Here is a 25307-nt window from a genome sequence, read left to right on the forward strand (position 1 = left end):
ACTCCTAAAAATAAACAACAACACTACCTCGTTACCGAACGGTCACGAAGGTAAGCTTTTACCTTTGCGTAATGACAGGAGGCTTAAGGTTGAAAGAAAAGAATCGCCGAAAGATTGTACCTTGGTCTTTCAAGACGGATTTTAATAGCGATTCGACGATTCGTTTGGCTTCACGCGTTTTCGAATTCTCTCAGGAAGGGATCTGCATGACGGATCCATTCTTGAGGCTTCTCAGGTGCTCTTGGAGCTCTCCTCCCTAACACAAATTGCCAAGAAGCAAAGCCAATCTGCTGCCATGAATTCTCAGACAACGCTGGATACTGCTGAGAGGGGGAAAGGGACAGTTGAAGATGCCGTGGGAAGAATGGCTACGATCCGTGCCAAGACCCTCGAAACGGAAGACCTTATGGTGACCTTAAGTGCGCTTTCTAAACAGATTGATACGATTACGGAAACGATCACAGGACTTGCGAGCCAGACGAATCTCCTCGCACTTAATGCGGCGATTGAGGCGGCGCGTGCGGGTGAGTCAGGAAGGGGCTTTGCTGAAGGGAATAGAGGAAGTCACGCCTGAAGAAGTTACCTCTCACCAAAATTGTCGGTTAGGAAAGTGGTATTTCTTAGAGAATAACCCCTTTAAAGATGCTGCTGAGTTCAAAGCGTTAGATGAGCCTCATCATCTCGTGCATAAAATGGCCTATGAGGCAGCTTTGGCTTACCAAGCAGGGGACGTGAAGAAGGCTCAAAGATGTCTTAAGAAGTTGGATCAACAATCGGGTAAGGTGATTAAGTATTTGAATATCCTGATAGCTAAAGAAGAGAGAAATGCTAAAGCGTGAATGCCATAATGCCATATAGTAGAAGTCTATAGTTAAGGTCATAAGCCAGAGGGACTCCACTTGATTTGCGTGGAGTACCTTGGCTTCTTGTATACTGGTATGTGAAATTTAGATCTTATAGGAGTAAAGAAATGAACAGATCGGCTAGAAAAAAGTCGTACTCTAACATCAAAGTCTGATCAGGATTATTTCGACTTCTCTCGAGGTTATTCTGGCTGAAATAAAGTCAAAATAAGTCGGGCAGTGGGCAGAAAGAGTATATGGAGTAGAAAAGTGACTAATTCTATTGACGTTTTGGAAGATTTAGGTTAAATTTCACTTAGGTTATGAACGTTTTTCCGAGAACATTCTTAAGATTCATCCGTTAATATAGGAGATGGAGCAAATAGTTGATAGGGGGGATCGCGCTGAATAAGAAATTATGCCCAGTGTGCAGGAAGTTCTCTTATTCTGCCCTGACGAAGGGTAAATGGATTTGCCCAACGTGTGGGACTGATATCTCACGGTATCAGGCGAAGCCACTCGATCAGACGGATATAGAAGTTGAATTTGAGAAGGAAGCGGAAATGCCCTTAAGCCAAGGTAATGCATTTTTCCCAGATTGGCCACAGAACACCTAGATAAAATGCCCTCACATAGTAGAGCATCTTGATTCTACTGTGTGAGGGCATTTTATCTATCTGTGTGAGAGTGGTATTTCTAACGTACTCGACAGTACGTCTTTCAATCAGAAAATAAGGTCACTAATATTTGAGGATACGTATTATCCGGGCTTCTAATTCAGCAATGGAAAACGGTTTGGTTACATAGTCATCCGCCCCGCAATGAAACCCTTCGATGATATCACTTTCACTAGATCTCTTAGATAAGATTACGATTCGGGTATTACTTGAGAGAGGATTTTCTTTGATTTTGCGGCATATTTCTAGGCCATCTACATCTGGAAGGATCAGATCTAACACGATGGCATCAATGAATTGCTCACCAGCAATTTGAATCGCTTGCTGACCGGTAGAGGCAAGGACCACATTATAACCAGCTCCACAAAAACGTTCGCTTAATAATTTAAGTATTGTGCTTTCATCATCCACAATAAGGAGCGTCTTTGATTTTTTTGTTTCATTACTCAAGCCGCTATATTTGACGACTTTGTTTCTTCCCGCTTTCTTAGCTGCATACATTGCTTCATCAACCATACCGAGGAGTTGACTCACCGATTTAACCTTCTCGTCAACCTCCTTAATGCCACAGCTAAAAGTAATGTAAAGATCATTTCCAGAAAAACATATCGGTTTTTTCGTAAAAGCTTCCCGTAAACGGTCAACCGCAAGGAAAGCATGCTGCTCATTAGTATCCGGCAAAAAAAGAATAAATTCTTCACCTCCATAGCGGAAGAGACAATCACATTCTCTAATGTTTATACCTATGAATTCTGCAAATTGCTTGAGTACAAAATCACCCGTTATGTGCCCGTAATTATCGTTTATACGCTTAAAAAAGTCTAAATCGATAAAAGCAACTGAAAAGATGGTTTTATTCCTCCTATACCTTTCTAATTCGTCTTTAAAACGTTCATTTAAATAATATCTCGAGTAGGCACCCGTGAGACTGTCGAGTAAGAGTTTTTCTTTATATTTTTTTGCACGTCTTAGGACCATCTCAACTCGTAAGATTACTTCTCTGAGATTAAAAGGTTTGGTTATATAGTCGTCTATATCCGATACCATTGCCTTTATTTTTGTCTCAATATCATTCATTGCACTCAGAAAAATTACGCATATATCCGAGTAATCGGGTTTTTCCTTAATTCTAGCTAGAATCTCATATCCATCTACCTTGGGCATTAATATATCCAATAATATAAGATCAGGTTTGCTTAGTGCAATAATATCCATCGCAGTTTGTGAATCATCGCAAATATATACAGTATATCCCTCGCTCGTAAAAATGCTTTCGAGTATATTTAGGACAGTGATATCATCATCAATTAAAAGGATCTTACCTGCTTCGGGCATATTTGTATAATTCAAAAATTTTTGACCTGATACCACATCATTGCTGCTTGGCCGAGTACTAATAAGCAGATGCAGGATTTCATTAAGGGATGTAGTAATTACCTCCGCAAAGCCTGTTTTTGGGTGATCACCGGTCATAAAATCCTTTACCGATGTTTCACCCTCTTTACCAAGTTCCGAAAGCCGTGCTAACCCTAATGTAGAGGCTGTACCATTTAATGAATGAAACAGTCGTAAGATCTCCTCAAACATTTCAGAAGATAATTGATTAGCAGGCATGTTTACCCAACTGATTATTTTTTCAATCTTAGGCAGCAAATCTTCTAAGAAAAACTGTTGAGACCTGTTCAATAGTTCCTGTAATTCATCATTCCTTTGTTCCATTGTAAATGTCACCTTCCAAAGTAATCATAAAAATGCTATCATTACTTTTAATCTCTTTAACTCTAATTCCATTCTGGCTTAAAATCTTTTCTAAATGTTCATCTAAGCTTTCGTCACCGTGCATAAACATCTTGGCTTTGACAGACTCGTTCATAACCTTATGAACGACATTTAGAAGTTGTTCAGGTTTAAATGGTTTTACAAGGTAATCGCTTATATCTTTTGATAGAGATCCGCCATTGTTTTCATAGATGCTGGAAATTACTACGGGTATATGATTGGTTTTCTTATTGTCCTTAAGTGCTTTTACTACATCCCATCCCGTAAGCTTCCCGGCTAATTTGATATCCAAAATAATTATTTTGTAATTAACTTGATCAATTAATCTAAGGGCCTCTTCTCCACTGTTTACAGTATGTATGGTAAAACCGTCTTCTTTAAGAATTGTTTCAACTAGGTTCGCTAAATTCTCATCATCTTCAACAATCAGAATTGAATGTTTTCCATATTCGTTGATCATAGGGTGTTCTTTAATTATAAAGGTGCTTTGAGACCATGATGAAGCTGGTTGCTCAATCGGAAGAGTAAAATGGAAAGTACTTCCCACGCCATAGAGTGACTCAACCCAGATTATCCCATTATGAGCTTGTATAATTTCCTTGCAAATGGCCAACCCCAATCCTGTCCCACCAATTTCACGGCGGTCGTTATTATTCACTCTGAAGAACTTTTCAAAAAGCTTTGTTTTTGCTTCCTCAGGTATCCCTAAACCATGATCCGTAATACTGACTTGAAGCATATCATCATGGACTAGAACTCTGATGGAAATTTCTCCTCCCCGGGGGCTATATTTAATGGCGTTGGACAATAGATTGGACATTACTTGTAACAATTTATCACGATCACCATAAATGAAAATGGGTTCTAATTGGTCGAAGTTAAAAATAATCTTATGTTTTTCTCCGGTATTGCCAAATAATTCACTTGTTTGACTAATGACCTCTTCAAAATTGATGCGCTGCTTGTCGAAGATTTGCTTGCCACTTTCCATGCGCTGGATGTCTAAGAAGTCACTAATGAGCTTTGTTAATCGGTCGGCTTGTTCGTGAATTATCTCAATGTATTGCTTTGAACGCTCCGGTGACAACTGACGAGTCAAAAGCAGTTCAGAAAAACCCATAATACTACTCATTGGGGTCCTCAGTTCATGACTCACAGTGCTGATCAATTCCGATTTGAGTAAATCAATTTCCTTATAACGAGTAATATCTCGGAAACGGAAAATCCGTCCAAGTGCTTGGTTGTCGGAGGAGTGGCAAGGTTCTGAAGAGATCCTGCAGTACCTATGTGCAAATTCACTATATTCTAATTCCTCTCGGTAATTTTTATCAAAGTTATCCAGCGACTCACTTAGCCTTGCTAGTATTTGCTCGGCGTTAGTCGACCCGGCAACAACCTTTCGGATTAAACTGTCGGCATCAAAATTGCCCCACGAGCTAGTATGCATACCATCGTTCCCATTATCGTAACGAAAGATCCTTCGCCAAAACTTATTCATAAAGATTGTTTTGCCAGTAGTATCAATCATGGCGATACCGGTCTCTATTGAGTCGATGATCGCCTGCAGGGTATCCTTTTGCTTTTGATTCTTGTTGCTTTCCTTTTCTAATTGGGCATTGAGTTCTTCGACGATTGCTTTCTGTTCCTGGAGCTCAGCTTGTTTATTTATGAGTTGAGCATTGAGGTATGCCAGTTCATCGTTTTCCCTACGCAGTTGTTCCGCCATTAAAACGTTTCTATATATGATTTTTCTCTTCATATTTTTTAATCTCCCAAAATCTCTTCCACAATAGATAACAGCTGGGCCGGGCTAAACGGTTTGGCGATATAAAAGTCAGCAAGTGCCTCCCGCGCTGCCTCTTTATCGGATTGCTGTCCCTTAGCCGTAAGGATTATTACTTTAATTTTCTGCAGTCCATGGGTAGATTTGATCAATCGGCAAACTTCATAACCTGTCATTCCCGGCATCATAACATCTAGAATCACAAGATCGAGTCTTTCCTGGGTAATTATTTTCCAAGCATCCATGCCATTATCGGCTTCAACCACTGAAAAGTCACCTATTTCCAATGTTCCGGTAATTAGCATCCTTAAGGCTCTTTCGTCGTCAGCCACAAGTATTTTCTTCAAGTTTAACCCCCCAGTTATACAAACTGTTTAACCCCGTGCGAATCCATTCCAAATTTAGTGTGGTTTAATTCTTTGTTCAAAACCTTTGGTGTAAATGGAATAAACGTAACCAATTAGAAAAATAAAATACCAGGAAGTAAATCTCCTGGCAGCTGGCTATCATTGCTAATGCATTAGACCCTTTAGCTTTGCGTCATTGTCTTTCGACAATTTTGCTCTTCATAGTATGATAAATATTTCCATTGTTTTAAAAATTATAAAGCCTTTAGCGTAAATTGTCTATATATGAAATTTAATACAGAAGGGAGGTTATAACGGAGATTGGACCAAATGCGGCTAAGATGAAAATTAGTGGGGGCTATTATTCAAACTGCCTTCCTGGTAAGAATTAAAATTTCAGAAATAGTTGAAAAATAGTAGATTATGGATTATGATACAAATAATGTGTTGAAAATTGGTCTGGAGTGATTCATAATTGCACTTCACGAGTTTGTGAGTTGAACCGCAGCCAGGCGGTGTTTTTTATTAAGAATGGTAATGATTATTTGAGATAAACTAATTCTAGGGTTAAAATATATTTTTCAAATGGAGGTCTTACCGTGGGTATTGTGAAAGAACCCAAAAGAGCAGAGATTCAAATGCACCTTACTGAATTTGAAATGCCTCCCATGCAAGACGTTTTAATTGTGGGTCGAGATGCACCTATCGGTCCGGAGGCAGTGAAAAGGATGGTCGATGTCCTTAGCCCAGATCAATACAAAATCATTAAGGTTAATCACCCGGTCATAGAGGCCATCGTAGTACGCAATGCTCTTATCAAGATGATCGAGGAAGAAAAATTAAGTCAATTTATTATTGAGGAGGGAGAAAGGATAGTTGACGCAAGCATGATTATTAAAGCCCATGTCAACATAACTGTGCACGTCAGCAAATCTATCGATTTATGATAAACGTGAAGCGAGTTGCAAATATCTATTCTAAAGAATTTTCAGCGGTTAATGTTTTGGATGGAGTGTCCAAGATTAGGTCATATCTATTGGAATCGGGAAATGGTTGTTGTCCGGTAATGGACGCAGATAATCTGGTTGGAGTAATAACATACAAGGATTTACTGAGAACGCATCCCAATAGAATTGTTGCCGACGCTATGTGCCAGGAACCAGTAATCATTCCTGCAGAAATGCCGCTTTGGGAGGCCAAAGAACTTTTTGAAGATACAGGATTGGATGTGTTATTGGTTCAGGAGGAAGGACTGTTATCCGGTATTCTATCCCGCAATCTGCTCGATATACATTTAGCGTCCCATACTGACTTGCTAACCGGGCTTTATAAGAGTGATTACATATACTATCACGGTGTTCGACTCCTAGGAAATAAGCAAGAAATCAGCATTATTTTTTTAGATTTAAACAATTTTGGTGTAATTGATAAAACTTACGGTCATACAGTAGGGGACATTATTTTAGTCGAAGTGAGCAAAGTGTTAAGCGAAAATATTCCTTCGGAGGCCTTTTTGTGCCGTTTCGGAGGAGATGAATTTGCTCTTTTGTTACCAGCACACTTGGACGAAGCAGCAGCCTTAGCTTACAGTTTGACGGATATTATTGGTAGGCACGATTTTTCATATGGAATAGAGATAAGTATTTCGGCAGGAGTAATTGGGGGACAGCGACATGAAGAGCGTGCTGATGATCCCCTGAATACAATGGAACAACTCATGAATATTGCTAGTCTACGATCAACAGAAGCTAAAAAGAGTAAGGAAGAGAAGATTCTGGCAATCTAAAGAAAAGGAGTTCAACATCCTGATAGGGCTGTGAGCTCCTTTTTTATCGCATTATAACTTCTTTTCTCGAATTCGCGTTTCGCCTCTGAGGTTCAGTATATTCTGCAGACGAACACCGCGACCGATCTAACTCTGAAAGTAGCCTACCAAGACTTCCTATCTGGGGTGATGCCCTCTCATGGTAGAATCAGAATGATTCTACCATGAGAGGGCATTTTATTGTTGTGTCTAGGAGAGGAGACTTAGTTCAAGCGCATACGAAGAATCAAATCGATTAGCTCATTCAAAAGATCGGGTGTAAGGCCTGCCTTTTGGGCTTTTTGAAGAGTAGGCAGATAAGGTAGGCTTTCCTCATTAATGACTAAATGAGAAAAATCATTGGCTTGCTTATAAGATGTCGGGAGACTCGCGCTAGATTCCTCGGTAAAGATAGAAGATATAGGGACATCGAGGGCTTTAGCTAATCGATAGACGGTATCCATACTCGTTGATTGACGTTTACCGGTTTCAAGCTGACTGATTAGACTGCGAGCGACACCCGAACGTTCGGAAAGTTCTCTGGCGCTGTAATTTCTCTTTTTTCTTAATTCTTTTATCTTTTTTCCTAATTCTAACACAGATTCCCCTCCCTATGCTTTGAAAGACAATTACTTCATTGAAAAACACTACGACTATTATTACCGGAAAGGGATAGAACAGACATAGGATGCATTCTTGGAGCAAATCATTATTCCTCTAATTGTTTACAAAATTAAACAATCAGGATATAATGTTTACAGGATTAAACATCATAAGCTGGACAAATTCCAATAATAAAAGAATTTGCTAGTACTTGCCAAGGAAACTTTTTAAGGGAAGCAGGAGGGCAAGAGTGAATAGTAAGAACAGTTTAAGGGAGTTGCGATTAACAAAAGGAGTCACACTAAAGCAACTAGCTCAGAAGACAGGTTATAAGTACAGTTATCTAGTTCAATTAGAAAAGGGGGTGCGTAAAGGAACTCCGAATACCTGGCTTAGACTGGCTCGAGAATTACAGATTCCGGTGGAAGATCTGTTTCGAGAAGCAATTGGAGAATATAATATTAGCGCGAATAAAACTACAATTCCAAATCGGCTAGATAGATATGAACAGATGGATGTGAAAATTCTTGAACAGGAGGGATCGTACTGATTAAAAAATTGTGCCCTGAATGCGAGAATTTCTCTTATTCCGCGATGACAATAGGTCAATGGATTTGCCCTAAATGTGGGTTTGATCTCTCGCGTTATAAGGCAAGGTCAATTGATACTACAGATATAGAGGCTGAAGACATGAAAGCTTCAGCCTCTATTATTGAAAGCTTTAAAAATACATAATCCCAATTAGAAACGTCTATGGATGTTCTAATTGGGATTATGGTAATATTGATGTTTCAATTTGTCGTGATTGATTAAGAATGCAATCGATAAAGGAACCGTTCCTCCATCTCTTTGCTAGGTAATGGCCTACTAAAGAGATAGCCCTGCATTTCATCACAGCTTTCCCTTTTCAGGAAATCGAGTTGTTCTTGTTCTTCGACTCCTTCGGCGATGATTCTGAGCTGAAGATCTTTGGCTAGCCGAATAATTGTACGCAATACGGCCTCTCCGTTATAGTCGTTCCCTATCTCCCGGATAAAGCTCTGATCGATCTTTAGGGAAGTGAGGGGGAGTCGTCGAAGAGAGTTTAACGAAGAAAATCCAGTGCCAAAGTCATCGATCGCGATTTGGATTCCGAGTTCTCTGAGCTGTTTTAACTGCTGGATTGTGGTTTCTCCTCGTTCCATGGCAATGCTTTCCGTGATCTCTAGTTCAAGCCATTGTGGATCCATCCCGGTCTCATCTAACGTCCGCGCGATGGTTTCTACAAAATCTGGTTCGCGGAATTGACGAGCGGAAATATTCACGGCGATGCGATGGGGTGGGAAGCCTTTTTGTTGCCAAGTAAGGTTTTGAAGGCAGGCCTCTCGAAGTACTCTTTCTCCTATCGGAACAATCAGGCCGGTTTCCTCTGCGATGGGGATGAAAATTCCTGGAGATACGAGCCCTCTCTGGGGGGATTGCCAGCGTATTAGTGCTTCGACTCCGACAAGCTCTCCACTGACGAGATTCACTAAAGGCTGATAATGAAGAACAAATTCCTTGCGTTCCAATCCTTTACGCAGATCGTTTTCGATGGTTAGACGTTCATGAGTTTTCTCATTCAGTTCTTGGGTAAAGAACTGATAATTATTGCGTCCTTGCTCTTTGGCATGATACATGGCGGTATCAGCATGTTTGAGGAGGGTCTCAATGTTTTCTCCGTCGGTAGGATAGAGGCTGATTCCAAGGCTTGAGCTAACGAACACCTCATGATTATCGAGGTAAAAAGGCTCAGTAAAGAGGTTGAGAATCTTCACTGCAACGGTGGCGGCGTCCTTTTCGTGATCTAACTCAGGGAGAAGGATCAGAAATTCATCTCCTCCTAGACGCCCGATGGTGTCTCCCTCATAGAGCCCTTTCCGCAGACGCTGAGCGACTAATTGAAGTAATAAATCCCCATTACTATGGCCTAAGGTATCATTGATAAGCTTGAAACGGTCCAAATCCAAGAAGATAATGGCGCATTTTCTTCTTTTGCGTTTCGCGTGAGCAAGGGCGAGAGTCAAGTGTTCATTGAAGAGTAACCGGTTCGGCAAATCGGTTAGGGTATCATGATGGGCCTGGTGCCATATTTTCTCTTCGATCCGCTTCATATCGGTGATATCCTTGAAGATGGAGACTAACTCTCCAGTCGGAAGCTTGTAGATATAATTTTCTCGCCAAAACTTAATGTTGTTCTCCTCATAATAGGCAGAGAATTGTTCGGAATTTCCAGTTTGCCATACGTTTTTCAAGGCTTTTACTAGGCCCAAAGACTCGGCGTAAGGAAAGACAGTGTAAAGGGATTTTCCAAGAACATCTTCCCGAAGACACTGCTCTGTCCGTTCAGCAGCGGAATTAAATTCCTTAAAGATAAAGTCCTCGCCCTCATCGATTACATCATATACGGCAACTGCATTACTCATATGTTCAAGAATTTCGCGGTAGCGAGCTTCGTTTACTTTGAGTTTTTCTCTATCTATAGCCTGGCTAAAAAGCAAGGCGAGCTGAGTCGCAAAGTGCTCGAAAAAAGCCATAAGTTTGGGGCTGAATAAATCTGAAGTATAGGAGTAGAGGGCAAAAGCACCAAAGATGTCTCCCTCATGGATGAGAGGGAAGGAAGCTACCGAATGAATCTGATGGACGTGAAAGTAGTCGGACCAGGGTGCAAAAAAGGAATTGCCCTCAATGGTGAAGGTCTGAGGAACGCCAAGGCTTATGGCACGTCCGATAGCTCCTTGTGCGAATTCTGAGTCATCCCAGCGGATGTTCAAGAGTTCTAACCCTTTGATTCCAGCCTGAGAGCTCGTGGATACTGAGCCGTCCTCTTCCTTTCGTCCGACCCAAACAAGGCCAAAATCAGATTGAGCAGCCAGTCGTTGACACAGTCTCTGTTCGATTTGAGCCAGAGGAGTTTCCATGAGAACTGCTTGATCCATTTCATTAAGAATAGAAGAAGCAATTTCAATTTTTTTGTCTTCAGTTCGATCGACTAGGGTTGTGATGATTTCTATCTGCTTCGTTCTTCCATTAATGATGGTATTGGAATGGGCAAGTAGCCAAGCCGTTTGCTCTTTTTCACTGATGACTTCGATGAGAAGGGACCGATTCAGAGACTGTTCGAGGGCTAGGTAGGGGATAAGCTCTGTGTAATATAAAGTTCGGTCGTCTATTCGGTATTGGGGAAGTTGACGGTCAAGCCTTAAGAGGCGGATCGAAGAATCATTGGAATGAATGAGCTGCCCTGAGTGATCGTGGACTAAGATCCCGCTAGAAATCTCTTCATAGATGCCTCGGTAATAGGCCTCACGCTCTTGGATTTCATCGAATTGTTGCTTAAGTTCTTCCTCTGTAGCGACGAGTTCTTCGTGGGTCGCCTCTAGATCGGAATAACTGCGGCAAAGAGCCTGTTCGGATTGTTTGAGGGAACGCAAAGCAAAGTGCATTAGCCCATAAAATAAAAGAGATGTAACCCCCACAAAGGCCCAACCCTTAACGGTCTGAAGCCAAGAGTCCAGAGAGGATTCAAGCTCTAGGATTTCAAGTAAACGGTCAGAGAAGAGAATCCATAATCCTCCAAAAAAGGCATAGAGAAGTGCGCCAAGTAGAGGAGTATTTTCTTTGAACTTTCGCCAATCCATAGATTTCCCACCTTTCAAAAAGAGTTATTGTTCTATGTGAAATAGAATACAATTACAGCAACTTAAACACTAATATTACTTTGTAATAAACATAGATGTTCTACAATATTCCCTAGGATTCCTGCTAAATTGACCTAATTTACATAGGACCAAGGTCCTATTTTGTTGAAAGGTTTTAAGTGTAATTCGCTTTAAAAGATGAGTCGAGCAATGTTAAATTACTTTTAGTTATTTCTTTTAATCTAAATCCAATTTAGGACTAAAGTCTCTTCCTTCATGATTAGCAAAATTCGACATTGTTTTTGATAGACTAATTTAAGACTATCGATTAAAATAATCTTCGGTCGGTTACTACAAAAAAGGTGCCAAAAGTGTGATGTAAATCATACTCAATGTGTGAAGCGAATCAAGCTTTCTGCGCTACCTGTCTGGTAGGATAAGTATAAAGAGTTTTAAAGGAGTGATTTGATATGATCGCAAAAGTTGACAGAGCGAAATGTATCGGTTGTGGAGCCTGCGCTGCAGTGTGCCCAAGTGTTTTCGACATGGATGACGAGGGTCTAGCTATTGTGATTGCGAATCCCGTTCCAGCAGGGGATGAAGAATCTGCACAAGAAGCAGCAGATGGTTGCCCCGTTGAAGCGATTACCATCGAATAGAAAGTAGTAGAGTGATATGAAAAAATTAATGGAACAAATTGAAGAGCTGCGTTATCGGTTGTATGGTCTGTCTAAGGGGAAGGACCTTGTGGATCCCGAAGTGGTTCAGATGAGCCAAGAGTTAGACCGCTTACTTAATGAGTATTATCAGTCAAACGACTATTATGGCCTTCGAAAAGTCGGATGAGGAATGTAGAAATAGTAGAACCTTAGAGCTTGTCTCTTGGGTTCTTTCTTTTTTTACCCTGTACGAGATTCTACCCAATTAAAACATCATGAGGTGACGTATTAGAAAAGTAGTGGAAACTAACGGGGTTAATCCACAATCAAAAAGATAAGGAGCTTACGTGCGTGTTAGGTGTAGAATCTCCTCCTATTAAGCATCATGTTTCAGTTGCTGTAATATTACGACTAGGATTTTTGTTCCTCATCCTTTCTTCTCTAGGTCTCCTGTTTTTTAATGATTTGTTCCATGCTCCGATTGAGGCATCGCTGACTCCAAACCAGAGGATAGCTGGAGATCAAGTAAAACCGTATGTGGAAGAGCATTTTCAAAAGGTTCGTTGGTATCCCCTTATCGAGACGATCGAGACTCAAGAGGATCAGATTATGATTAAAACCTTGATATTTCCTGACCAAGATGGACGTGTGCTGGCAGATGAAATTGTGGATGATTTACGACAGCAAGGCATAATGGATGAAATTTCGATCTATGGTCGAAATATTTCCTATTCCTTGCTTACCCATAGATTTCCTTCCAGTAGAATGGATAAGTAAAGAATGAATCACCCCCTAGAACTAAGCTCTAGGGGGTGATTTGGGATTATAGATTAAAATGGATTATCATTCTTTTTGCACTTGCGCTTCATACGCTGGTCAGCTAAAGCTAGATAGCACAGGGCATACCCAAGCAGTGAGAAAAATACTGCCGTTGTGAAGAAGTCATAAGAAATCATTATTAGCCCTCCTATCTTGATAAATTCCACAGAGTGTTCCGTAGTGCAGCATGTCCTATAAAAAGGTATACGCAGGATAATTCTGGATTGAGGGAGGAATGTCACGATTTTTCTAGAAATTAATAAATAAATTGCTTGGAGGAGGGGACCACTTGAGACGTTCTTGGAAATATATCATGATACTTAGTTTCCTATGCACTTTACTTTTAACCCAAGCCCCTAATGCACTGGCTTCTGCTACGAGTTCTCGCCTTATGGGAAATGATCGTTATCTAACGGCGATCGATGTGAGCAGACAGGGGTGGTCGGAGGGTGTTGATACAGTCATTTTAACGAATGGGGAAGATTTTCCGGATGCTCTAAGTGCTGCACCGCTCGCTAAGAAATATAGTGCTCCGATTCTTCTGACCGGAGCTCAGCGTCTCCAGACAGAAACGGCCTCTGAGTTAAAGCGTCTGAAAGTGAAAAAGGTTGTGCTCGTTGGTGGAGAGGGGGTCATCTCTACCGATGTGGTCAAGCAATTGAACCTCATGGGGATAACCACGACGCGCCTAGCGGGTGAAAATCGTTATGATACAGCTTTAGCAGTTGCCCAGGAGGTCGGCATGGGGCAAGGGGTTTTCGTGCTGGGGGGAGAGACCTTTCAGGATGCTTTAAGCACTGCCCCGATAGCCGCTGCCCAAGGGATGCCGATCCTACTTGTACCGACGGAGGATCTGACTGCGAACCAAAAGAGTGTCTTAAGTAAAAGCAAACTGTCTAAAGCTATCTTCATTGGGGAAGGAACGGAATTCAGTGAGCAGGTTCTTCAAAAGTTTCCAACCCGCGAGTGGATAACGGGTAGTGATGCTTATGAACGGAATATTAGCTTGGTCACTCGTTTTGCGGACGCTCTTGATTTTGATACTTCTTATGTCGCTACGGGGACGGATTTCCCAGATGCTTTAGCGGCGTCTGCCTTAGCTCAGAAGGGGAAAAATCCCTTGTTCATTCTGAATGGGAATACGATACCCTACCCTATTAGAAGCTTTATCTCGAATCATGTGATTAGTCAGTTTAAAGTGCTAGGGGGAACAGGAGCTATTAGCCGTGACACTGAATACACTCTAACCACGTACCCCGCCCAGTTTTCTTCCTATAAAAATATCTCAGTGAGGATACAGGAAAAACAAAAGTATGAGCTTCCAAAGACTGTGACGATGAAGGTGAGCACAGGGGTATGGGAAGAAGTGCCAGTGATCTGGGGACTTTCTTATGTCTCGACACTTCGAGCTGGGACCTACCAGTATGAGGGGACGGTCAAGGGATATGGAAATTCCGTCTACTTGACCTTGATTGTGGATCCAATTCCCAGCAAGGTGGCAACTTTAACTGCAGAAATCGTGCAAGGGGATTCTTATTATCTTCCAGACTCTATCCCTGTGACGATGAGTGATAACTCGGTGGAACAATATCCTGTGACCTGGAGCTCGAATATTGTCACGATGAATAAAGTCGGAAGCTATTCCTTCCAAGGGGTTGTTGAGGGGTCTACTTTAAAAGCTACACTGAGCCTTAAGGTCTCGGAGGATAGCGCGATAACCTTCACGGATTCGGCGTTAGAATACGCTGTACGGGAGGAGATCGATAGGAATAACTATAGCCAACCCATCTATAAACGAGATGTCTTGAGGATTACTTCTTTGGATGCGGAGGGGTATGGAATCTCTGATCTCACGGGATTGGCAAGCTTTACAAACCTAGAGCATCTCGATTTACAAAACAATGCCTTAACTGGTGCTGACTTAGCTCCGCTGCAGAAGCTTACGAATCTGAAGTATTTAAACCTCGAGGACAATCAGCTGGAGCAGGTCACCTCTTTAAAAGGACTCATCAATCTGACGTTTCTCGATGTGAGTGGGAATCTAATCTCGGATTTTATACCTCTGAAGGGTTTGACTCGCTTGAGTACACTTTATCTTTCTGGGAATGCGACGCTGGATTATAGTCCGCTTCGCCCGATTTATAATAATTTGTCGAGGGAGGATTTTGAATTAGAGTAGCTTTTTGCGTAGACTTCACTCATTAGCTTCGGGGCTCGAATGCGGCGGAGCATTCGGACGAAGGCCTCACCCGCTTCCGAGGGAGCACCTTCAGCGGATGAGTATCATTTGTGGAATGCCGCCTCGGGCGAAAATGTCCACTGGACACTTTCGTTGCCAAACCCTTCTGCTTACTGCATGTGAACCTGTGGCGCCGCTGCTAAGGCCGAAACCCTATGACGGGATTCGCCCTCGAAAGCTTCGTTCGATTTTACGCCCCTCCGCTAGAAGTCGTTCAGCTAAGGCCGAAAGCCTACCACGGCTTTCGTTCTACGCGAAAAGCTACGTTGCAGGTCTTTCATAGGGCAGCTGTATTGGGTATTTGAAGATCGAGTATACTGTTATATAATAAGGGTAACTTGAAGTATGTTGAGGGAGGGATGTTTTTATGGCAGACTTAAGGGGAATTGCATGGGTCAATGGGAAAATTACGAGTTTAGAGGATGCTCAAGTTCCTTTTTTGGATCGAGGGTACTTTTTTGGTGATGGCGTATATGAAGCAATCAAGGTAACAGGGGGGAAGTTCTTCGCTTTAGAGGAGCACCTGGAGCGTTTTGAGCGGAGTATGAAGGAGATTCGGATTCCAGCACCAAAGACGAAGGCGGAGTTTTCTGCGATTATTCGGGAGTGTGTGGAGAAGGCGGAAATTCCGGATGCGATGGTTTATTTACAGGTGACTCGGGGAGTGGGGCCAAGAATGCATGCATTTCTTCCGAAGGCAGAGCCCATGGTGACTCTTTTTGTTTCCCCGATGTCGTCTGTTGCGGAGGAGGTCCGAAAAGTTGGCGTAACCTGCGTCACTGTAGCAGATGAGCGTTGGGCCCATCCCCATATCAAAACCTTGAATCTACTCCCTAATGTACTTGCGAAACAAACTGCTGAGGAGCAAGGGGCTTATGAAGCGATTTTTATTCGTGGGGAGGAGCCTGGCGGTGGACTCGTTACCGAAGCTGCAAGTAGTAATGTCGTGGCTGTCGTTGATGGGCAAGTCGTGACACCACCGACGAATGGGAGCATTCTACCTGGCGTGACTCGAGCTATTATGATCGAGACGGCACGTGAAGCAGGGATACTTGTCATAGAAAGGGATTTAACTTTAGAGGAGTTACGTCGGGCTGAAGAAATCATGGTGACGAGTACTGGAGCCGAGGTGTTAGGGGTTCGAGAATTAGATGGGATCCCCGTTGGCAAGGGGAAAACTGGCCCGATTGCTCAGAAATTATATGAGGTATTTATGGAGGGCTTCGCCAAACGACTCTCTTAATTAGATTATCGAGAAATTCCTCAATAAGCCGCTTTAGACACCTAGCGAAAGAGTGTCTAAAGTGGCTTATTTACCTCTTTAGGTAGTTCTAATATTGAATATCCGAATAAGTATATTTTAATTTATATGTTAATTTTTAAATATAAAGGAGGAATTGCCTAATAATTTGGAGAATAATGACAAAGTTTGGTCTTATGACATTGACTTTAGAAGAATGAGAAAGGAATTTATAGTGAGAACCTTGAGTAAGGAAGCATAAAAGCATAGTGGAAATGTAATCTCGGAATACTGTGAAAGGTTAAGGGCAGATTTCTAGCGCTTAAAGTATAAGGAGATCACGTATGACTTTGAAGGAATCGATATTTGAGCAGGAACAGCTAGATCTTTTTAAATCATCATCCCTAGCCGAAGGCCTTAAGAGCGAATTTAAAAGTCACCTTGCTGTGCTAAATTTCCAGCGGGCACGAAATTTAGCTATTCTACTCTTTCTGACGAATTTATTTCTCTTGTTTAGTGATTATTTGAACTACCGAAAAGACTTCTGGACTCTTAATCAAGGATACAAGCTTTTATTTCAGTCACATGTGGCTCTGGGAGTTGTCATGTGCCTTCTCATCCAAGTATCAATTTTTTTGAGTACTTCCCCAAGTGAACAAAAGGAACGTTGGCAAGCTTGGTTTACTGTGGTTACCTCCTTATCTGTTTTGAGTATTGGGGCGTATACCTCTGGAGTCGATCAGTTGCTCCATCAGCAGATTACCGTATATATTCTTGCATCGTTCTGCATCTCTGCCCTAATCTATCTTAATCCTCGGGTCAGTCTTGTAATCTATCTCATTTCCTATGCGCTCTTCTGGGGGTGTCTACGGGGGTTTCAGATAGACTATGAACTTGTAAGGGGGCACTCTGGCAACGGGGCCATCCTTGCTTTGGTGGCCTGGTTTTTTGCTGTAACTCTTTATCGGCTTCACCACAGGGATTTTCAGCATCAGAAGTTTCTAGAGGAGATGGTCAAGCACCAAACTATGATGCTCCAAGAGGCTATGGCCCGAGAGGAAGTAGAGAGAAACTCCAATCAGGAAAAAGTATCACAGTTGGCCTCAATCGTGGAATCCACGGATGATGGTATCATCGGAATGGCTCCTGATGGGACGGTTCTGTACTGGAATCAGGCGGCGGAACAGGTGTATGGGTATACGCAGGAGGAGATCGTAGGGAAGTCTATCAGTATGATTTTCCACGAGGATCGATATGATGAACTACCAGAAATATTCGCAAAAGTTTTAAGGGGTGAAAAAGTTTCGCACCTAGAAACTGAACGACGTCATAAGAATGGCCGAATTATAGAAGTTTCACTCACCGTGTCTCCGATCAAAGATAACCTGGGAAACGTCATTGGAATTTCAACCATCTTGCGAGATATAGGCGCAAGCAAACAAATGGAGCGGGAACTTTCCCGCCTTGAGCGACTGAACCTGATTGGGGAGATGGCGGCAGGTATCAGCCATGAGGTTAGAAACCCGATGACAACGGTACGTGGCTTTCTGCAACTGCTCTATGATAAGGAAGGAAATGCGGGTAATAGGTCGTACTACGACTTGATGATTGCTGAACTAGATCGAGCGAACTCGATTCTTACGGAGTTTCTATCCATTAGCCGAACGAAGATAACCGAGCGAAGAAGTCAAAACCTGAATGAAATCATAAAGTCGATGTCCCCCCTCCTCGAAGCGAGTGCTGTATCAAGTAATAAGCGTTTTCAAATTGAGATGGAGGAGTTGCCGGATTTATTGCTTGATGACAAGGAGACGAGGCAGGTCATTCTCAATCTGTCTCGTAATGGGCTTGAGGCAATGGAAGAAGGGGGCACATTGACAATTCGGACCTATACTAAGGAGAATGAGGTCATTCTTGAGGTTCGAGATCAAGGTCCAGGCATTAGTCCAGAGTTAATCGAGCGGCTGGGCACTCCCTTTTTGACGACTAAGAATGAGGGAACCGGGCTTGGGCTTGCGATATGTTACGGAATCGCTGCTCGTCACGATGCGCGAATCGAAGTGGAAAGTGGGAAAGGTGGAGCAACCTTCCGTGTGAGATTTCTGATAAGGCGTTAAGAAGAACTGGGAGCGTTGCAAACTATTTTTTAAAGTAGTAGCGATGCTCCTTCTGCTTTATGTCGTAAGAATTTAGATTATCTAAGAAGGAAAAAATCTAAGAAATGCTGAAATAGATAAAGATTACTTGACGAGATTATTGAAGAAAGGAGAATATCACTTGTATATCATCGATCACTTTGAAGGGAAAAGGTGTGAATGGGTAGTCATCAGGGCGAGTAACTGCCAGACCTTTAAACTTCCGCGCCTTATCCTACCCGCAAACACTTGGGTAGGAGATGCATTATCTATTTCGGTAACTGTTGAACAAACCGAAGCTAGAGAATGCAGGTCTCAATCTATTTTGGAATAAAAGAGAGCTCTCAGTACCACCTGAGGGCTCTCTACATCTTCCAAAGGACTACTTACACGTGGACAACTTTATAATGTTGTTAATTTACTAGAATATATGGAGTTAATTACCATTATAAAATAATACTCACTCTTCCATACTACATATTGTGGTTTTAATATCTCTCAGGAGGCGAATACTTTGACAGTACAACAAGATTTAGAAAAAGCAAAAGCTGCGGCGCAATCAGCACTAGGTACCTACGCTACATTTGCATTATCTACTCAAGATCAAACTGCTCAAGAAATGTTTAAGGATCTTGCTGATGATGCACAGCGTCATGTCTCAATGCTCAATGGACGTCTTAATTATGTTATTCAAAATAATAATTTGAATCAGCAACAAACAACCTAAAGACAACGAATGAGCATAACAACAGCCCCAACAGAAATGAGGGCTGTTTTACATTGGTTAAGTAGACCGCCCAATAAAAAGCCCTACCTTTCGGTAGAGCATTATAATCACTTTGCTGCTAGATAATATTCATTCAAAAGCTTGTCTAATTTCTGGCTTAGTTTTATTACCTCTGGATCCGTAAGAGGTTTGCATTTGCCTAATTGATTAAGCTCCTTACGCATTTCTTCAATAGGGTTGAGTAAATGACAGTTCACCGCAACTCAAACTTCCTTTCTATCGTAACTCACGAATCCTATTGTACTTCAAGGTTGACCGTCGAATCTATAAGAAGTTTTGTCGAATTACGTCTATTATATGACAAAATGTACTGCTGTTGGTGAGGATATCATTCTCAAGCTGTCTGGATATATCTGGCATGATCAATCTTCATGTCTCGGGGAATTATATGGTTATCTTACAATCAAGGTAGGTGGTTTGATTATGCTAAAGGATATAATTAATTCAGATAGTGATATTTTCTGGGAGTGGTGGTCTAAACCCATGGTATCAGTGGATAAAGAATATCGTCCCTCTATCGTTGAAGTCAGAAACTGCGCTACAAGGCGCCACAACATGCAATAAAAAAGCCGAAGCCTAGGCTCCGGATAAGAAGGAAATCTAATGAATTACTATAGGATATGGACGAAGGTGACAAAGGGTTACCGCTTGGCCAAAATACTTTGATTAAAAGAGTCTCGCCAAGCGAACTGAACTGCGCCCTGTCAAGTAGACAGCAAAAAAATAAAACCGATTTAAAAGCGGCCTTGGTTCGAAATTCCATCGGACTGAGGCCGTTTAATTTCGCCTGTATCTTTTCTAATTGTAAAAATAGATGTAGTCTCCATTATCAATGCATATGCCCACACATACGGATAAAGGTAATGTTTCTTATATTAAAACAACTTAGGAAACTCTTTTAGGCCTAGGATAAGCATCTCTACAAGCTGCTCGAAGTCCTTCTGATGAATCATCTCTACGGGTGCGTGCATATAGCGTAAGGCAACCGAGACAGCAAGCATTGGGATTCCAGCCTGCTGAAGGGCAGAACCGTCTGTTCCTCCCCCGGTCATCGCGGCCTGAAGTGGAATTCCGTGCTTCTTACACACTTCCTGGAAGAACTTTCGTAAGAAGGTATCCGACATCGCGAGGTTATCTACGACGCGAAGGACGGGTCCTTCCCCTAAACGAGCGGGGGCATAGTGGAAGGGCACTTCGGGTAGATCAGCGCAAGTATAGGCATCGACTGCGATAGCATAATCAATCTTCAGCGTAGCAGCGATTCCCTTGGCTCCATGGAGTCCGATTTCTTCCTTTACTGTCCAGATGAAGGTGATACGGAAGGGGAGAGCTTCCTCTTTTAGGGCTTCAAGGACTTTAAGTAAGACGAGGCAACCAAAGCGGTCATCAAGTCCTCGGGCCGAGATGTAATCGTAATTGAGGACGTTGAATTGCTTTTGGAAAACGACCGGGGTAAGTATATCAACTCCAAGAGCCTGGGTCTCCTCGCGGGAGCGGGTTCCAAAGTCGAGATAAAGATTCTCACTCGGGATCGTTTTACTTTGCTCGGATTTATCGGTCATGAGATGGGGTGGTTTGAGTCCAATGATGGCAGGAATCACGCCGTTTTCGGTTAGTGCATTCATGGCCCGCCCAGCGAGTGTTCGGTCATCTATGCCATTAATTTTTCGGAAGCGGGCATAGCCGTTTTGCTCGACATATGAAACGATGAGGCCGAGCTCATCCATGTGAGCCATCAGGGCAACATTTTTCTCGCCGCTACCAATCTCAGCTATGAGGTTTCCTACGGCATCGACTCGTGGGGCGATGCCAAGGGCCTGGACCTTTTCGGCGAGGTAAGTGCGGATGGGGTCTTCGTAGCCGCTGATGCCGGGGATGGAGATGATTTCTTCGAGTTCGTTAAAGAGTGACAACGCAATTCAAGTCCTTTCTTAGGAGATTCTCCAGGATTCTGCTTTACATTGGTCACTACGTAAGCTGTGCGGACCAAACTAGTCGCTCAAGTGCTTCGCTCCGTCGGGTCCCCGGCCAAATCGTCTCCTGACTCGTGGCCGGTTGGAAACGTCGTGTTTCCAACCCGTCTTCGCTGCGTACTTTTCACGAAGTTTGGTTTCCTGCTCGCTTAAAAGGCGTTCCCTTTTGTAAAGCAGAATCCTTGGGTATTCTTTCGAGTATTTCAAAGGATTCTTTCGAGATATTTTACTTCACCAGGTGGCAAGCGACCTTATGGCCGGGGGAAACTTCTTTGACCGCTGGGCGGGTAGTTTTGCAGATATCCATGCAGTGGTGGCAGCGGGTATGGAAGGCGCAGCCACTGGGTGGATTGGCGGGGCTGGGGATGTCTCCGGTAAGGATGATGCGATCTGGCCTTTCTCGGGGGTTGAGGTTTGGTGCTGCTGAGAGGAGGGCTTGGGTGTAGGGATGGAGAGGGTTGCTGTATAGATCAGCTTTTGGGGCGATTTCTGCTATTCGTCCTAGGTACATGACTCCTACGCGGTCGCTGACGTGGCGGACAACGGAGAGGTCGTGGGAGATGAAGAGGTAGGTGAGCTTGAATTGTTCTTGGAGATCCTTCATGAGGTTGAGGATCTGGGACTGGATCGAGACGTCGAGTGCGGAGACGGGTTCGTCTGCTACGACGAGCTTAGGATTTGTAATGAGTGCCCTAGCGATGCCGACCCGTTGGCGTTGTCCGCCGGAAAATTCGTGGGGATAGGAACCGGCATGGTATTCGGTTAGGCCGACAATTTCCAAAAGTGTAAGCATTCGCTTTTTTCGTGCAGCTTTCGGGACGCCTTGGATAAGAAGGGGTTCCTCGAGGGTTGCTCCGATGGTCTTACGAGGATTAAGGGAGGCGTAGGGATCCTGGAAGACAATCTGGAGATCTTGACGCATCTGACGAAGTTCATTTCCCTTAAGTTCGGAAAGCTTCTTATTATTGAAGATAACCTCGCCTCCTGTGGGTTCAAGAAGACGGATGATGGTGCGTCCGGTCGTGGATTTACCGCAGCCGGATTCTCCTACAAGGCCGAGAGTTTCTCCTTCCTGGATTTCAAAGGAGACGTCATCAACGGCTTTGACATAGCCAACGGTTTTACTGATGACCCCACCAGAGGAAATCGGGAAGTATTTTTTTAAACTTTTTACTTCTAGTAAAGCACTCATTTTGCACTCACCTCATTTAAAGTCGATGGGGCATTTCTCCAGCAGCGGCTTTTTTGGCCGTTCGGGAGTTCTACGAAAGGTGGTGCTTCTTCCAGACATTTTTGCTCGACATATTGGCAACGCGTAGCGAAGCGACAGCCATGCTCGATCGTGCCTGGGAGTGGAACGCTTCCAGGGATGGGTTCCAGTCGATCTAGATCAAGATTGGCCTTCGGCATGGAGTTGAGTAGTCCTTGGGTATAGGGGTGAGCTGGGTTTTCGAAGAGGGAGAAGATATCCGCTTCTTCGACGACTTGACCTGCGTACATAACGTAGACTCGGTCACACATTTCAGCGACGACACCGAGGTCATGGGTGATAAGCATAATAGACGTTTTTTGAATCTCACGGAGTTCACGCATGAGATCTAGAATTTGCGCCTGAATCGTCACATCGAGAGCGGTGGTTGGCTCATCAGCGATGAGAAGGGCAGGGTCGCAGGACATGGCCATAGCGATCATGACCCGTTGACGCATTCCGCCAGAGAGTTGATGAGGGTATTCATCCAGGATTTTCTCAGGACGTGGGATATTGACTTTTTTGAGCATATTTAAAGAGTGTTCCCGTGCTTCTTGCTTCGAGCACTTCCGATGGATTATGACCATCTCACTCAGCTGTTGATTGATTGTATAGACCGGATTCAGGGAGGTCATCGGCTCCTGAAAGATCATGGCGATTTCGTTTCCACGTATGCTGCGCATTTGTTCTTCAGTGAGAGTGAGAAGGTTTTTGTCATTAAATAGGATCTCACCTGCGGCAATTTTCACACCGGTCCGAGGAAGGAGACGCATCACTGTAAGAGAGGTGACGGTTTTCCCCGAACCCGACTCCCCAACAATTCCTACAGTCTCACCTTGTTTTACACAAAGATCTATTCCATCGACTGCTGGGATAATTCGACCATTTGAAAAGAACTGTGTTTTCAGGCGGTTAACCTGAAGTAAATTTGAAGAATTAGACATATGAACACCTCTTTTTTTGCTGGGTTAAAATACTTTATATTTATAATTTTTATGAAACTTTTAATTGCCAAAAGTTCCAAAACTTATTGATTCTTGTAAAAAATGGTGATAACCTATTATACAACAAGGGATATGAAACAACAACAGTCAGCGGACAGTTGAGTAACACTTGCGGACTAGTGTGTTGTGAATGGAGGAAAAGAAATGTTTAAGAAAATAAGAACAACTATGGCGGCGGTACTCGTTGGACTTCTGCTCGTGACAACGGGTTGTGGAAGCAGTGGAGGAAGTAGCCCAACCACCGCAACCACAGGAGGTAAGACCGCTACAAAAGAAGGGGGTATATTAAATATCGCACTGAGTGCGGATGCCCCGAAGCTGGACCCTTCCCTTTCAAGTTCCGTGTATGATCGGTATGTGTTCCAGAGCTTATTTGATAAACTCTTCGATCTCGATAAAAATGGCAAAATAGTGCCGGTTCTCGTTAAAGAATATAACGTATCCGATGATGGTAAGATCTACACCTTCAAACTCCAAGAAGGAGTCAAATTCCATGATGGCACAGAATTCAATGCTGAAGCGGTTAAATTTAACTTTGCCCGAAACATGGAAGCTGCATCCCCTCGTAAAAACGAACTTGGTGCAGTGAAAACGGTCACTGTCGTTGATCCGCTCACTGTGAAGATTGAGTTATCCCAAGCGTATGCACCGTTCTTATCGGTTTTGACAGACCGCGCTGGAATGATGGTTTCCCCAGAAGCTGTCAAAAAATCCGGTAGTCAAGAATTTATGAACCAACCCGTTGGTACCGGTCCGTTTATGTTTAAAGAGCGTGTAAAGGGAACCACGATTACCCTCGTGAAAAACCCGAACTATTGGCAAAAAGGGCTTCCTCATCTCGATCAAGTCGTCTACAAGATTATTACGGATGCTAATGTATCTGCGATGAACATGAAGAGTGGCCAGATTGATATGACCGACTGGCGTTTTCCGACCAAGGAAATAGAAAACTTTAGTAAAGACCCGAACTACACTATCATTAATCAACCTGCTCAAGGATATGTTGGTTTCTATCTGAATGTAAACAAAGCACCTTTTGATAACAAATATATCCGTCAAGCATTAGATGTCCTGATTGATCGTGACTCGATCATTAAGATCGTTAAGAACGGTGCCGCTACTCCGGCCCATCAACCGTTCCCGCCGGCAAACTTCGCTCATAATAAAGCGGATGTCGCTCCGAAAGTGGATGTCGCTAAAGCAAAAGAACTTCTTGCTAAGGGCGGTAAGCCGGATGGATTTAGCTTCACGTTCAAAACGGGAACCACTCCGGACAATCAACGGATTGCTGAAATGCTACAAAATATGTTCAAGCAAGCGGGTATCGACATGACCATTGAAAAGATCGAATTTGGTGCCATGCTTGATCAGGCTAGTAAGGGGAACTTCGAAGCGGTAGCTCTCGGGTGGAGCGGACGCCCTGATCCCGATCAAAACATATATGATGATGTAGTCACTAAGGCGTCTTTGAACTATGGCGGCTATAGTAATCCTCAGGTCGACAAGCTTATGAAGGATGCTCGCATCGAACTCGATCCTGTGAAACGTACAGCGATTTATACCGATGCAATGAAAATCGTCAATGATGAATTACCCTATATCTACTTCTACTTTGAAAATAATGTTTTAGGACTGACCAAGAAGGTTCAAGGGTTCAATTATGTTTCAGACGGTTTAATTCGGACTGCAACAATCTCCAAGGAGTAGT

Annotated in this window: 25 protein-coding genes, 2 pseudogenes and 1 riboswitch; of the genes and pseudogenes, 17 read left to right on the forward strand and 10 right to left on the reverse strand. The window is 43.1% G+C overall.

Annotation, left to right across the window (positions count from 1 at the left end; all coding sequences use genetic code 11):
* Positions 1 to 214: 214 nt before the first annotated feature.
* Both ACZ42W_RS02650 and ACZ42W_RS02655 read left to right on the forward strand, forming a co-directional pair.
* A pseudogene (locus tag ACZ42W_RS02650) lies at positions 215 to 839 on the forward strand (methyl-accepting chemotaxis protein); the annotation flags it as partial.
* A gap of 389 nt (positions 840 to 1228) precedes the next feature.
* On the forward strand, positions 1229 to 1459 hold the full coding sequence (locus ACZ42W_RS02655; protein WP_464168278.1) for a transposase family protein: 231 nt from the start codon (positions 1229 to 1231) through the stop codon (positions 1457 to 1459).
* A 123-nt stretch (positions 1460 to 1582) separates the two neighbouring features.
* Here ACZ42W_RS02655 and ACZ42W_RS02660 read toward each other — a convergent pair whose 3' ends face one another.
* Genes ACZ42W_RS02660 through ACZ42W_RS02670 form a run of 3 tightly spaced genes read right to left on the reverse strand, consistent with a single transcriptional unit; the run spans position 1583 to position 5428 of the window.
* Positions 1583 to 3238, reverse strand: a complete 1656-nt coding sequence (locus ACZ42W_RS02660; protein ID WP_464168280.1) for a response regulator — start codon at positions 3236 to 3238, stop codon at positions 1583 to 1585.
* Positions 3222 to 5057: an ATP-binding protein gene (locus ACZ42W_RS02665; protein WP_464168282.1), complete on the reverse strand. Its 1836-nt coding sequence runs from the start codon at positions 5055 to 5057 to the stop codon at positions 3222 to 3224. Before ACZ42W_RS02665 ends, ACZ42W_RS02660 begins: the two co-directional genes overlap by 17 nt.
* A 5-nt stretch (positions 5058 to 5062) precedes the next feature.
* Positions 5063 to 5428, reverse strand: coding sequence for a response regulator transcription factor (locus ACZ42W_RS02670; protein ID WP_464168284.1), 366 nt, complete (start codon positions 5426 to 5428; stop codon positions 5063 to 5065).
* A gap of 144 nt (positions 5429 to 5572) precedes the next feature.
* A riboswitch (cyclic di-GMP riboswitch) is annotated at positions 5573 to 5655 on the reverse strand.
* 372 nt (positions 5656 to 6027) lie between these two features.
* Between ACZ42W_RS02670 and ACZ42W_RS02675 the strand changes: the two genes are divergently transcribed.
* From ACZ42W_RS02675 to ACZ42W_RS02685, 3 genes and pseudogenes are all read left to right on the forward strand, one after another.
* A complete protein-coding gene (locus ACZ42W_RS02675) occupies positions 6028 to 6375 on the forward strand; it encodes a hypothetical protein (protein WP_464168286.1) in 348 nt (115 codons plus the stop codon).
* Positions 6372 to 6485 (forward strand): annotated as a pseudogene (locus ACZ42W_RS02680) (hypothetical protein); the annotation flags it as partial. The gene ACZ42W_RS02675 and the pseudogene ACZ42W_RS02680, both read left to right, overlap by 4 nt.
* A gap of 9 nt (positions 6486 to 6494) precedes the next feature.
* On the forward strand, positions 6495 to 7214 hold the full coding sequence (locus tag ACZ42W_RS02685; RefSeq protein WP_464170841.1) for a GGDEF domain-containing protein: 720 nt from the start codon (positions 6495 to 6497) through the stop codon (positions 7212 to 7214).
* Between the two features lie 242 nt (positions 7215 to 7456).
* Here ACZ42W_RS02685 and ACZ42W_RS02690 read toward each other — a convergent pair whose 3' ends face one another.
* Positions 7457 to 7831 carry a helix-turn-helix domain-containing protein gene (locus ACZ42W_RS02690; protein WP_464168288.1) on the reverse strand — a complete coding sequence of 125 codons (375 nt, stop codon included), beginning with the start codon at positions 7829 to 7831 and terminating at the stop codon, positions 7457 to 7459.
* Between the two features lie 254 nt (positions 7832 to 8085).
* Here ACZ42W_RS02690 and ACZ42W_RS02695 point away from each other — a divergent pair, with 254 nt between their 5' ends.
* Positions 8086 to 8385, forward strand: coding sequence for a helix-turn-helix domain-containing protein (locus ACZ42W_RS02695; protein WP_464168290.1), 300 nt, complete (start codon positions 8086 to 8088; stop codon positions 8383 to 8385).
* Between the two features lie 259 nt (positions 8386 to 8644).
* On the opposite strand, the gene ACZ42W_RS02700 is transcribed toward ACZ42W_RS02695, so the two are convergent.
* Positions 8645 to 11494, reverse strand: coding sequence for an EAL domain-containing protein (locus tag ACZ42W_RS02700; protein ID WP_464168292.1), 2850 nt, complete (start codon positions 11492 to 11494; stop codon positions 8645 to 8647).
* A gap of 470 nt (positions 11495 to 11964) precedes the next feature.
* On the opposite strand from ACZ42W_RS02700, the gene ACZ42W_RS02705 reads away from it, so the two are divergent.
* From ACZ42W_RS02705 to ACZ42W_RS02715, 3 genes are all read left to right on the forward strand, one after another.
* The gene (locus ACZ42W_RS02705; protein ID WP_464168294.1) at positions 11965 to 12153 is read left to right on the forward strand and encodes a ferredoxin; all 189 of its coding nucleotides are present in this window, start codon (positions 11965 to 11967) and stop codon (positions 12151 to 12153) included.
* 16 nt (positions 12154 to 12169) lie between these two features.
* Positions 12170 to 12340 (forward strand): Spo0E family sporulation regulatory protein-aspartic acid phosphatase, encoded by a 171-nt coding sequence (locus ACZ42W_RS02710; protein ID WP_464168296.1) that lies wholly within the window; start codon positions 12170 to 12172, stop codon positions 12338 to 12340.
* A 164-nt stretch (positions 12341 to 12504) separates the two neighbouring features.
* Positions 12505 to 12930: a hypothetical protein gene (locus ACZ42W_RS02715; RefSeq protein WP_464168298.1), complete on the forward strand. Its 426-nt coding sequence runs from the start codon at positions 12505 to 12507 to the stop codon at positions 12928 to 12930.
* Between the two features lie 53 nt (positions 12931 to 12983).
* Here the strand turns inward: ACZ42W_RS02715 and ACZ42W_RS02720 are convergent, their stop codons facing one another.
* The gene (locus tag ACZ42W_RS02720; RefSeq protein WP_464168300.1) at positions 12984 to 13109 is read right to left on the reverse strand and encodes a hypothetical protein; all 126 of its coding nucleotides are present in this window, start codon (positions 13107 to 13109) and stop codon (positions 12984 to 12986) included.
* Positions 13110 to 13261: 152 nt separating this feature from the next.
* Here ACZ42W_RS02720 and ACZ42W_RS02725 point away from each other — a divergent pair, with 152 nt between their 5' ends.
* The 6 genes from ACZ42W_RS02725 (at position 13262) to ACZ42W_RS02750 (ending at position 19313) form a co-directional block, all read left to right on the forward strand.
* Complete coding sequence (locus ACZ42W_RS02725) at positions 13262 to 15151, forward strand: cell wall-binding repeat-containing protein (protein WP_464168301.1); 1890 nt, start codon at positions 13262 to 13264, stop codon at positions 15149 to 15151.
* Between the two features lie 97 nt (positions 15152 to 15248).
* Entirely contained in the window at positions 15249 to 15494 is a 246-nt protein-coding gene (locus ACZ42W_RS02730; RefSeq protein ID WP_464168303.1) for a hypothetical protein, read from the forward strand.
* Between the two features lie 84 nt (positions 15495 to 15578).
* Positions 15579 to 16454: a D-amino acid aminotransferase gene (locus ACZ42W_RS02735; RefSeq protein WP_464168305.1), complete on the forward strand. Its 876-nt coding sequence runs from the start codon at positions 15579 to 15581 to the stop codon at positions 16452 to 16454.
* A gap of 341 nt (positions 16455 to 16795) precedes the next feature.
* Positions 16796 to 18568 (forward strand): two-component system sensor histidine kinase NtrB, encoded by a 1773-nt coding sequence (locus ACZ42W_RS02740; protein ID WP_464168307.1) that lies wholly within the window; start codon positions 16796 to 16798, stop codon positions 18566 to 18568.
* A gap of 160 nt (positions 18569 to 18728) precedes the next feature.
* Positions 18729 to 18920 carry a DUF3006 domain-containing protein gene (locus tag ACZ42W_RS02745; RefSeq protein ID WP_464168309.1) on the forward strand — a complete coding sequence of 64 codons (192 nt, stop codon included), beginning with the start codon at positions 18729 to 18731 and terminating at the stop codon, positions 18918 to 18920.
* A 180-nt stretch (positions 18921 to 19100) separates the two neighbouring features.
* Positions 19101 to 19313 (forward strand): DUF1657 domain-containing protein, encoded by a 213-nt coding sequence (locus ACZ42W_RS02750; RefSeq protein ID WP_464168311.1) that lies wholly within the window; start codon positions 19101 to 19103, stop codon positions 19311 to 19313.
* A 107-nt stretch (positions 19314 to 19420) separates the two neighbouring features.
* Here the strand turns inward: ACZ42W_RS02750 and ACZ42W_RS02755 are convergent, their stop codons facing one another.
* Positions 19421 to 19537, reverse strand: a complete 117-nt coding sequence (locus tag ACZ42W_RS02755; RefSeq protein WP_464170842.1) for an aspartyl-phosphate phosphatase Spo0E family protein — start codon at positions 19535 to 19537, stop codon at positions 19421 to 19423.
* A gap of 259 nt (positions 19538 to 19796) precedes the next feature.
* On the opposite strand from ACZ42W_RS02755, the gene ACZ42W_RS02760 reads away from it, so the two are divergent.
* A complete protein-coding gene (locus tag ACZ42W_RS02760; RefSeq protein ID WP_464168313.1) occupies positions 19797 to 19937 on the forward strand; it encodes a hypothetical protein in 141 nt (46 codons plus the stop codon).
* 311 nt (positions 19938 to 20248) lie between these two features.
* Here ACZ42W_RS02760 and ACZ42W_RS02765 read toward each other — a convergent pair whose 3' ends face one another.
* The 3 genes from ACZ42W_RS02765 to ACZ42W_RS02775 all read right to left on the reverse strand — a co-directional run bounded on the left by ACZ42W_RS02765 (position 20249) and on the right by ACZ42W_RS02775 (position 23539).
* Positions 20249 to 21286, reverse strand: coding sequence for a M42 family metallopeptidase (locus ACZ42W_RS02765; protein ID WP_464168315.1), 1038 nt, complete (start codon positions 21284 to 21286; stop codon positions 20249 to 20251).
* Between the two features lie 286 nt (positions 21287 to 21572).
* On the reverse strand, positions 21573 to 22538 hold the full coding sequence (locus ACZ42W_RS02770) for an ABC transporter ATP-binding protein (protein ID WP_464168316.1): 966 nt from the start codon (positions 22536 to 22538) through the stop codon (positions 21573 to 21575).
* Entirely contained in the window at positions 22535 to 23539 is a 1005-nt protein-coding gene (locus ACZ42W_RS02775; protein WP_464168318.1) for an ABC transporter ATP-binding protein, read from the reverse strand. The genes ACZ42W_RS02770 and ACZ42W_RS02775 overlap by 4 nt, the downstream gene beginning before the upstream one ends.
* A 204-nt stretch (positions 23540 to 23743) precedes the next feature.
* Between ACZ42W_RS02775 and ACZ42W_RS02780 the strand changes: the two genes are divergently transcribed.
* Entirely contained in the window at positions 23744 to 25306 is a 1563-nt protein-coding gene (locus ACZ42W_RS02780) for an ABC transporter substrate-binding protein (protein WP_464168320.1), read from the forward strand.
* Position 25307: the final 1 nt, after the last annotated feature.

The organism is Desulfitobacterium elongatum (assembly GCF_055378975.1).

Excerpts from the sequence above, each read along its gene's own strand:
- ACZ42W_RS02685 (WP_464170841.1), top strand. The coding sequence starts at position 6,495 with ATGGACGCAGATAATCTGGTTGGAGTAATAACATACAAGGATTTACTG.
- ACZ42W_RS02735 (WP_464168305.1), top strand. The coding sequence starts at position 15,579 with ATGGCAGACTTAAGGGGAATTGCATGGGTCAATGGGAAAATTACGAGT.
- ACZ42W_RS02710 (WP_464168296.1), top strand. The coding sequence starts at position 12,170 with ATGAAAAAATTAATGGAACAAATTGAAGAGCTGCGTTATCGGTTGTAT.
- ACZ42W_RS02775 (WP_464168318.1), bottom strand. The coding sequence starts at position 23,539 with ATGTCTAATTCTTCAAATTTACTTCAGGTTAACCGCCTGAAAACACAG.
- ACZ42W_RS02720 (WP_464168300.1), bottom strand. The coding sequence starts at position 13,109 with ATGATTTCTTATGACTTCTTCACAACGGCAGTATTTTTCTCACTGCTT.
- ACZ42W_RS02700 (WP_464168292.1), bottom strand. The coding sequence starts at position 11,494 with ATGGATTGGCGAAAGTTCAAAGAAAATACTCCTCTACTTGGCGCACTT.
- ACZ42W_RS02665 (WP_464168282.1), bottom strand. The coding sequence starts at position 5,057 with ATGAAGAGAAAAATCATATATAGAAACGTTTTAATGGCGGAACAACTG.
- ACZ42W_RS02740 (WP_464168307.1), top strand. The coding sequence starts at position 16,796 with ATGACTTTGAAGGAATCGATATTTGAGCAGGAACAGCTAGATCTTTTT.
- ACZ42W_RS02780 (WP_464168320.1), top strand. The coding sequence starts at position 23,744 with ATGTTTAAGAAAATAAGAACAACTATGGCGGCGGTACTCGTTGGACTT.
- ACZ42W_RS02760 (WP_464168313.1), top strand. The coding sequence starts at position 19,797 with ATGCTAAAGGATATAATTAATTCAGATAGTGATATTTTCTGGGAGTGG.
- ACZ42W_RS02755 (WP_464170842.1), bottom strand. The coding sequence starts at position 19,537 with ATGCGTAAGGAGCTTAATCAATTAGGCAAATGCAAACCTCTTACGGAT.
- ACZ42W_RS02660 (WP_464168280.1), bottom strand. The coding sequence starts at position 3,238 with ATGGAACAAAGGAATGATGAATTACAGGAACTATTGAACAGGTCTCAA.
- ACZ42W_RS02730 (WP_464168303.1), top strand. The coding sequence starts at position 15,249 with ATGAGTATCATTTGTGGAATGCCGCCTCGGGCGAAAATGTCCACTGGA.
- ACZ42W_RS02770 (WP_464168316.1), bottom strand. The coding sequence starts at position 22,538 with ATGAGTGCTTTACTAGAAGTAAAAAGTTTAAAAAAATACTTCCCGATT.
- ACZ42W_RS02705 (WP_464168294.1), top strand. The coding sequence starts at position 11,965 with ATGATCGCAAAAGTTGACAGAGCGAAATGTATCGGTTGTGGAGCCTGC.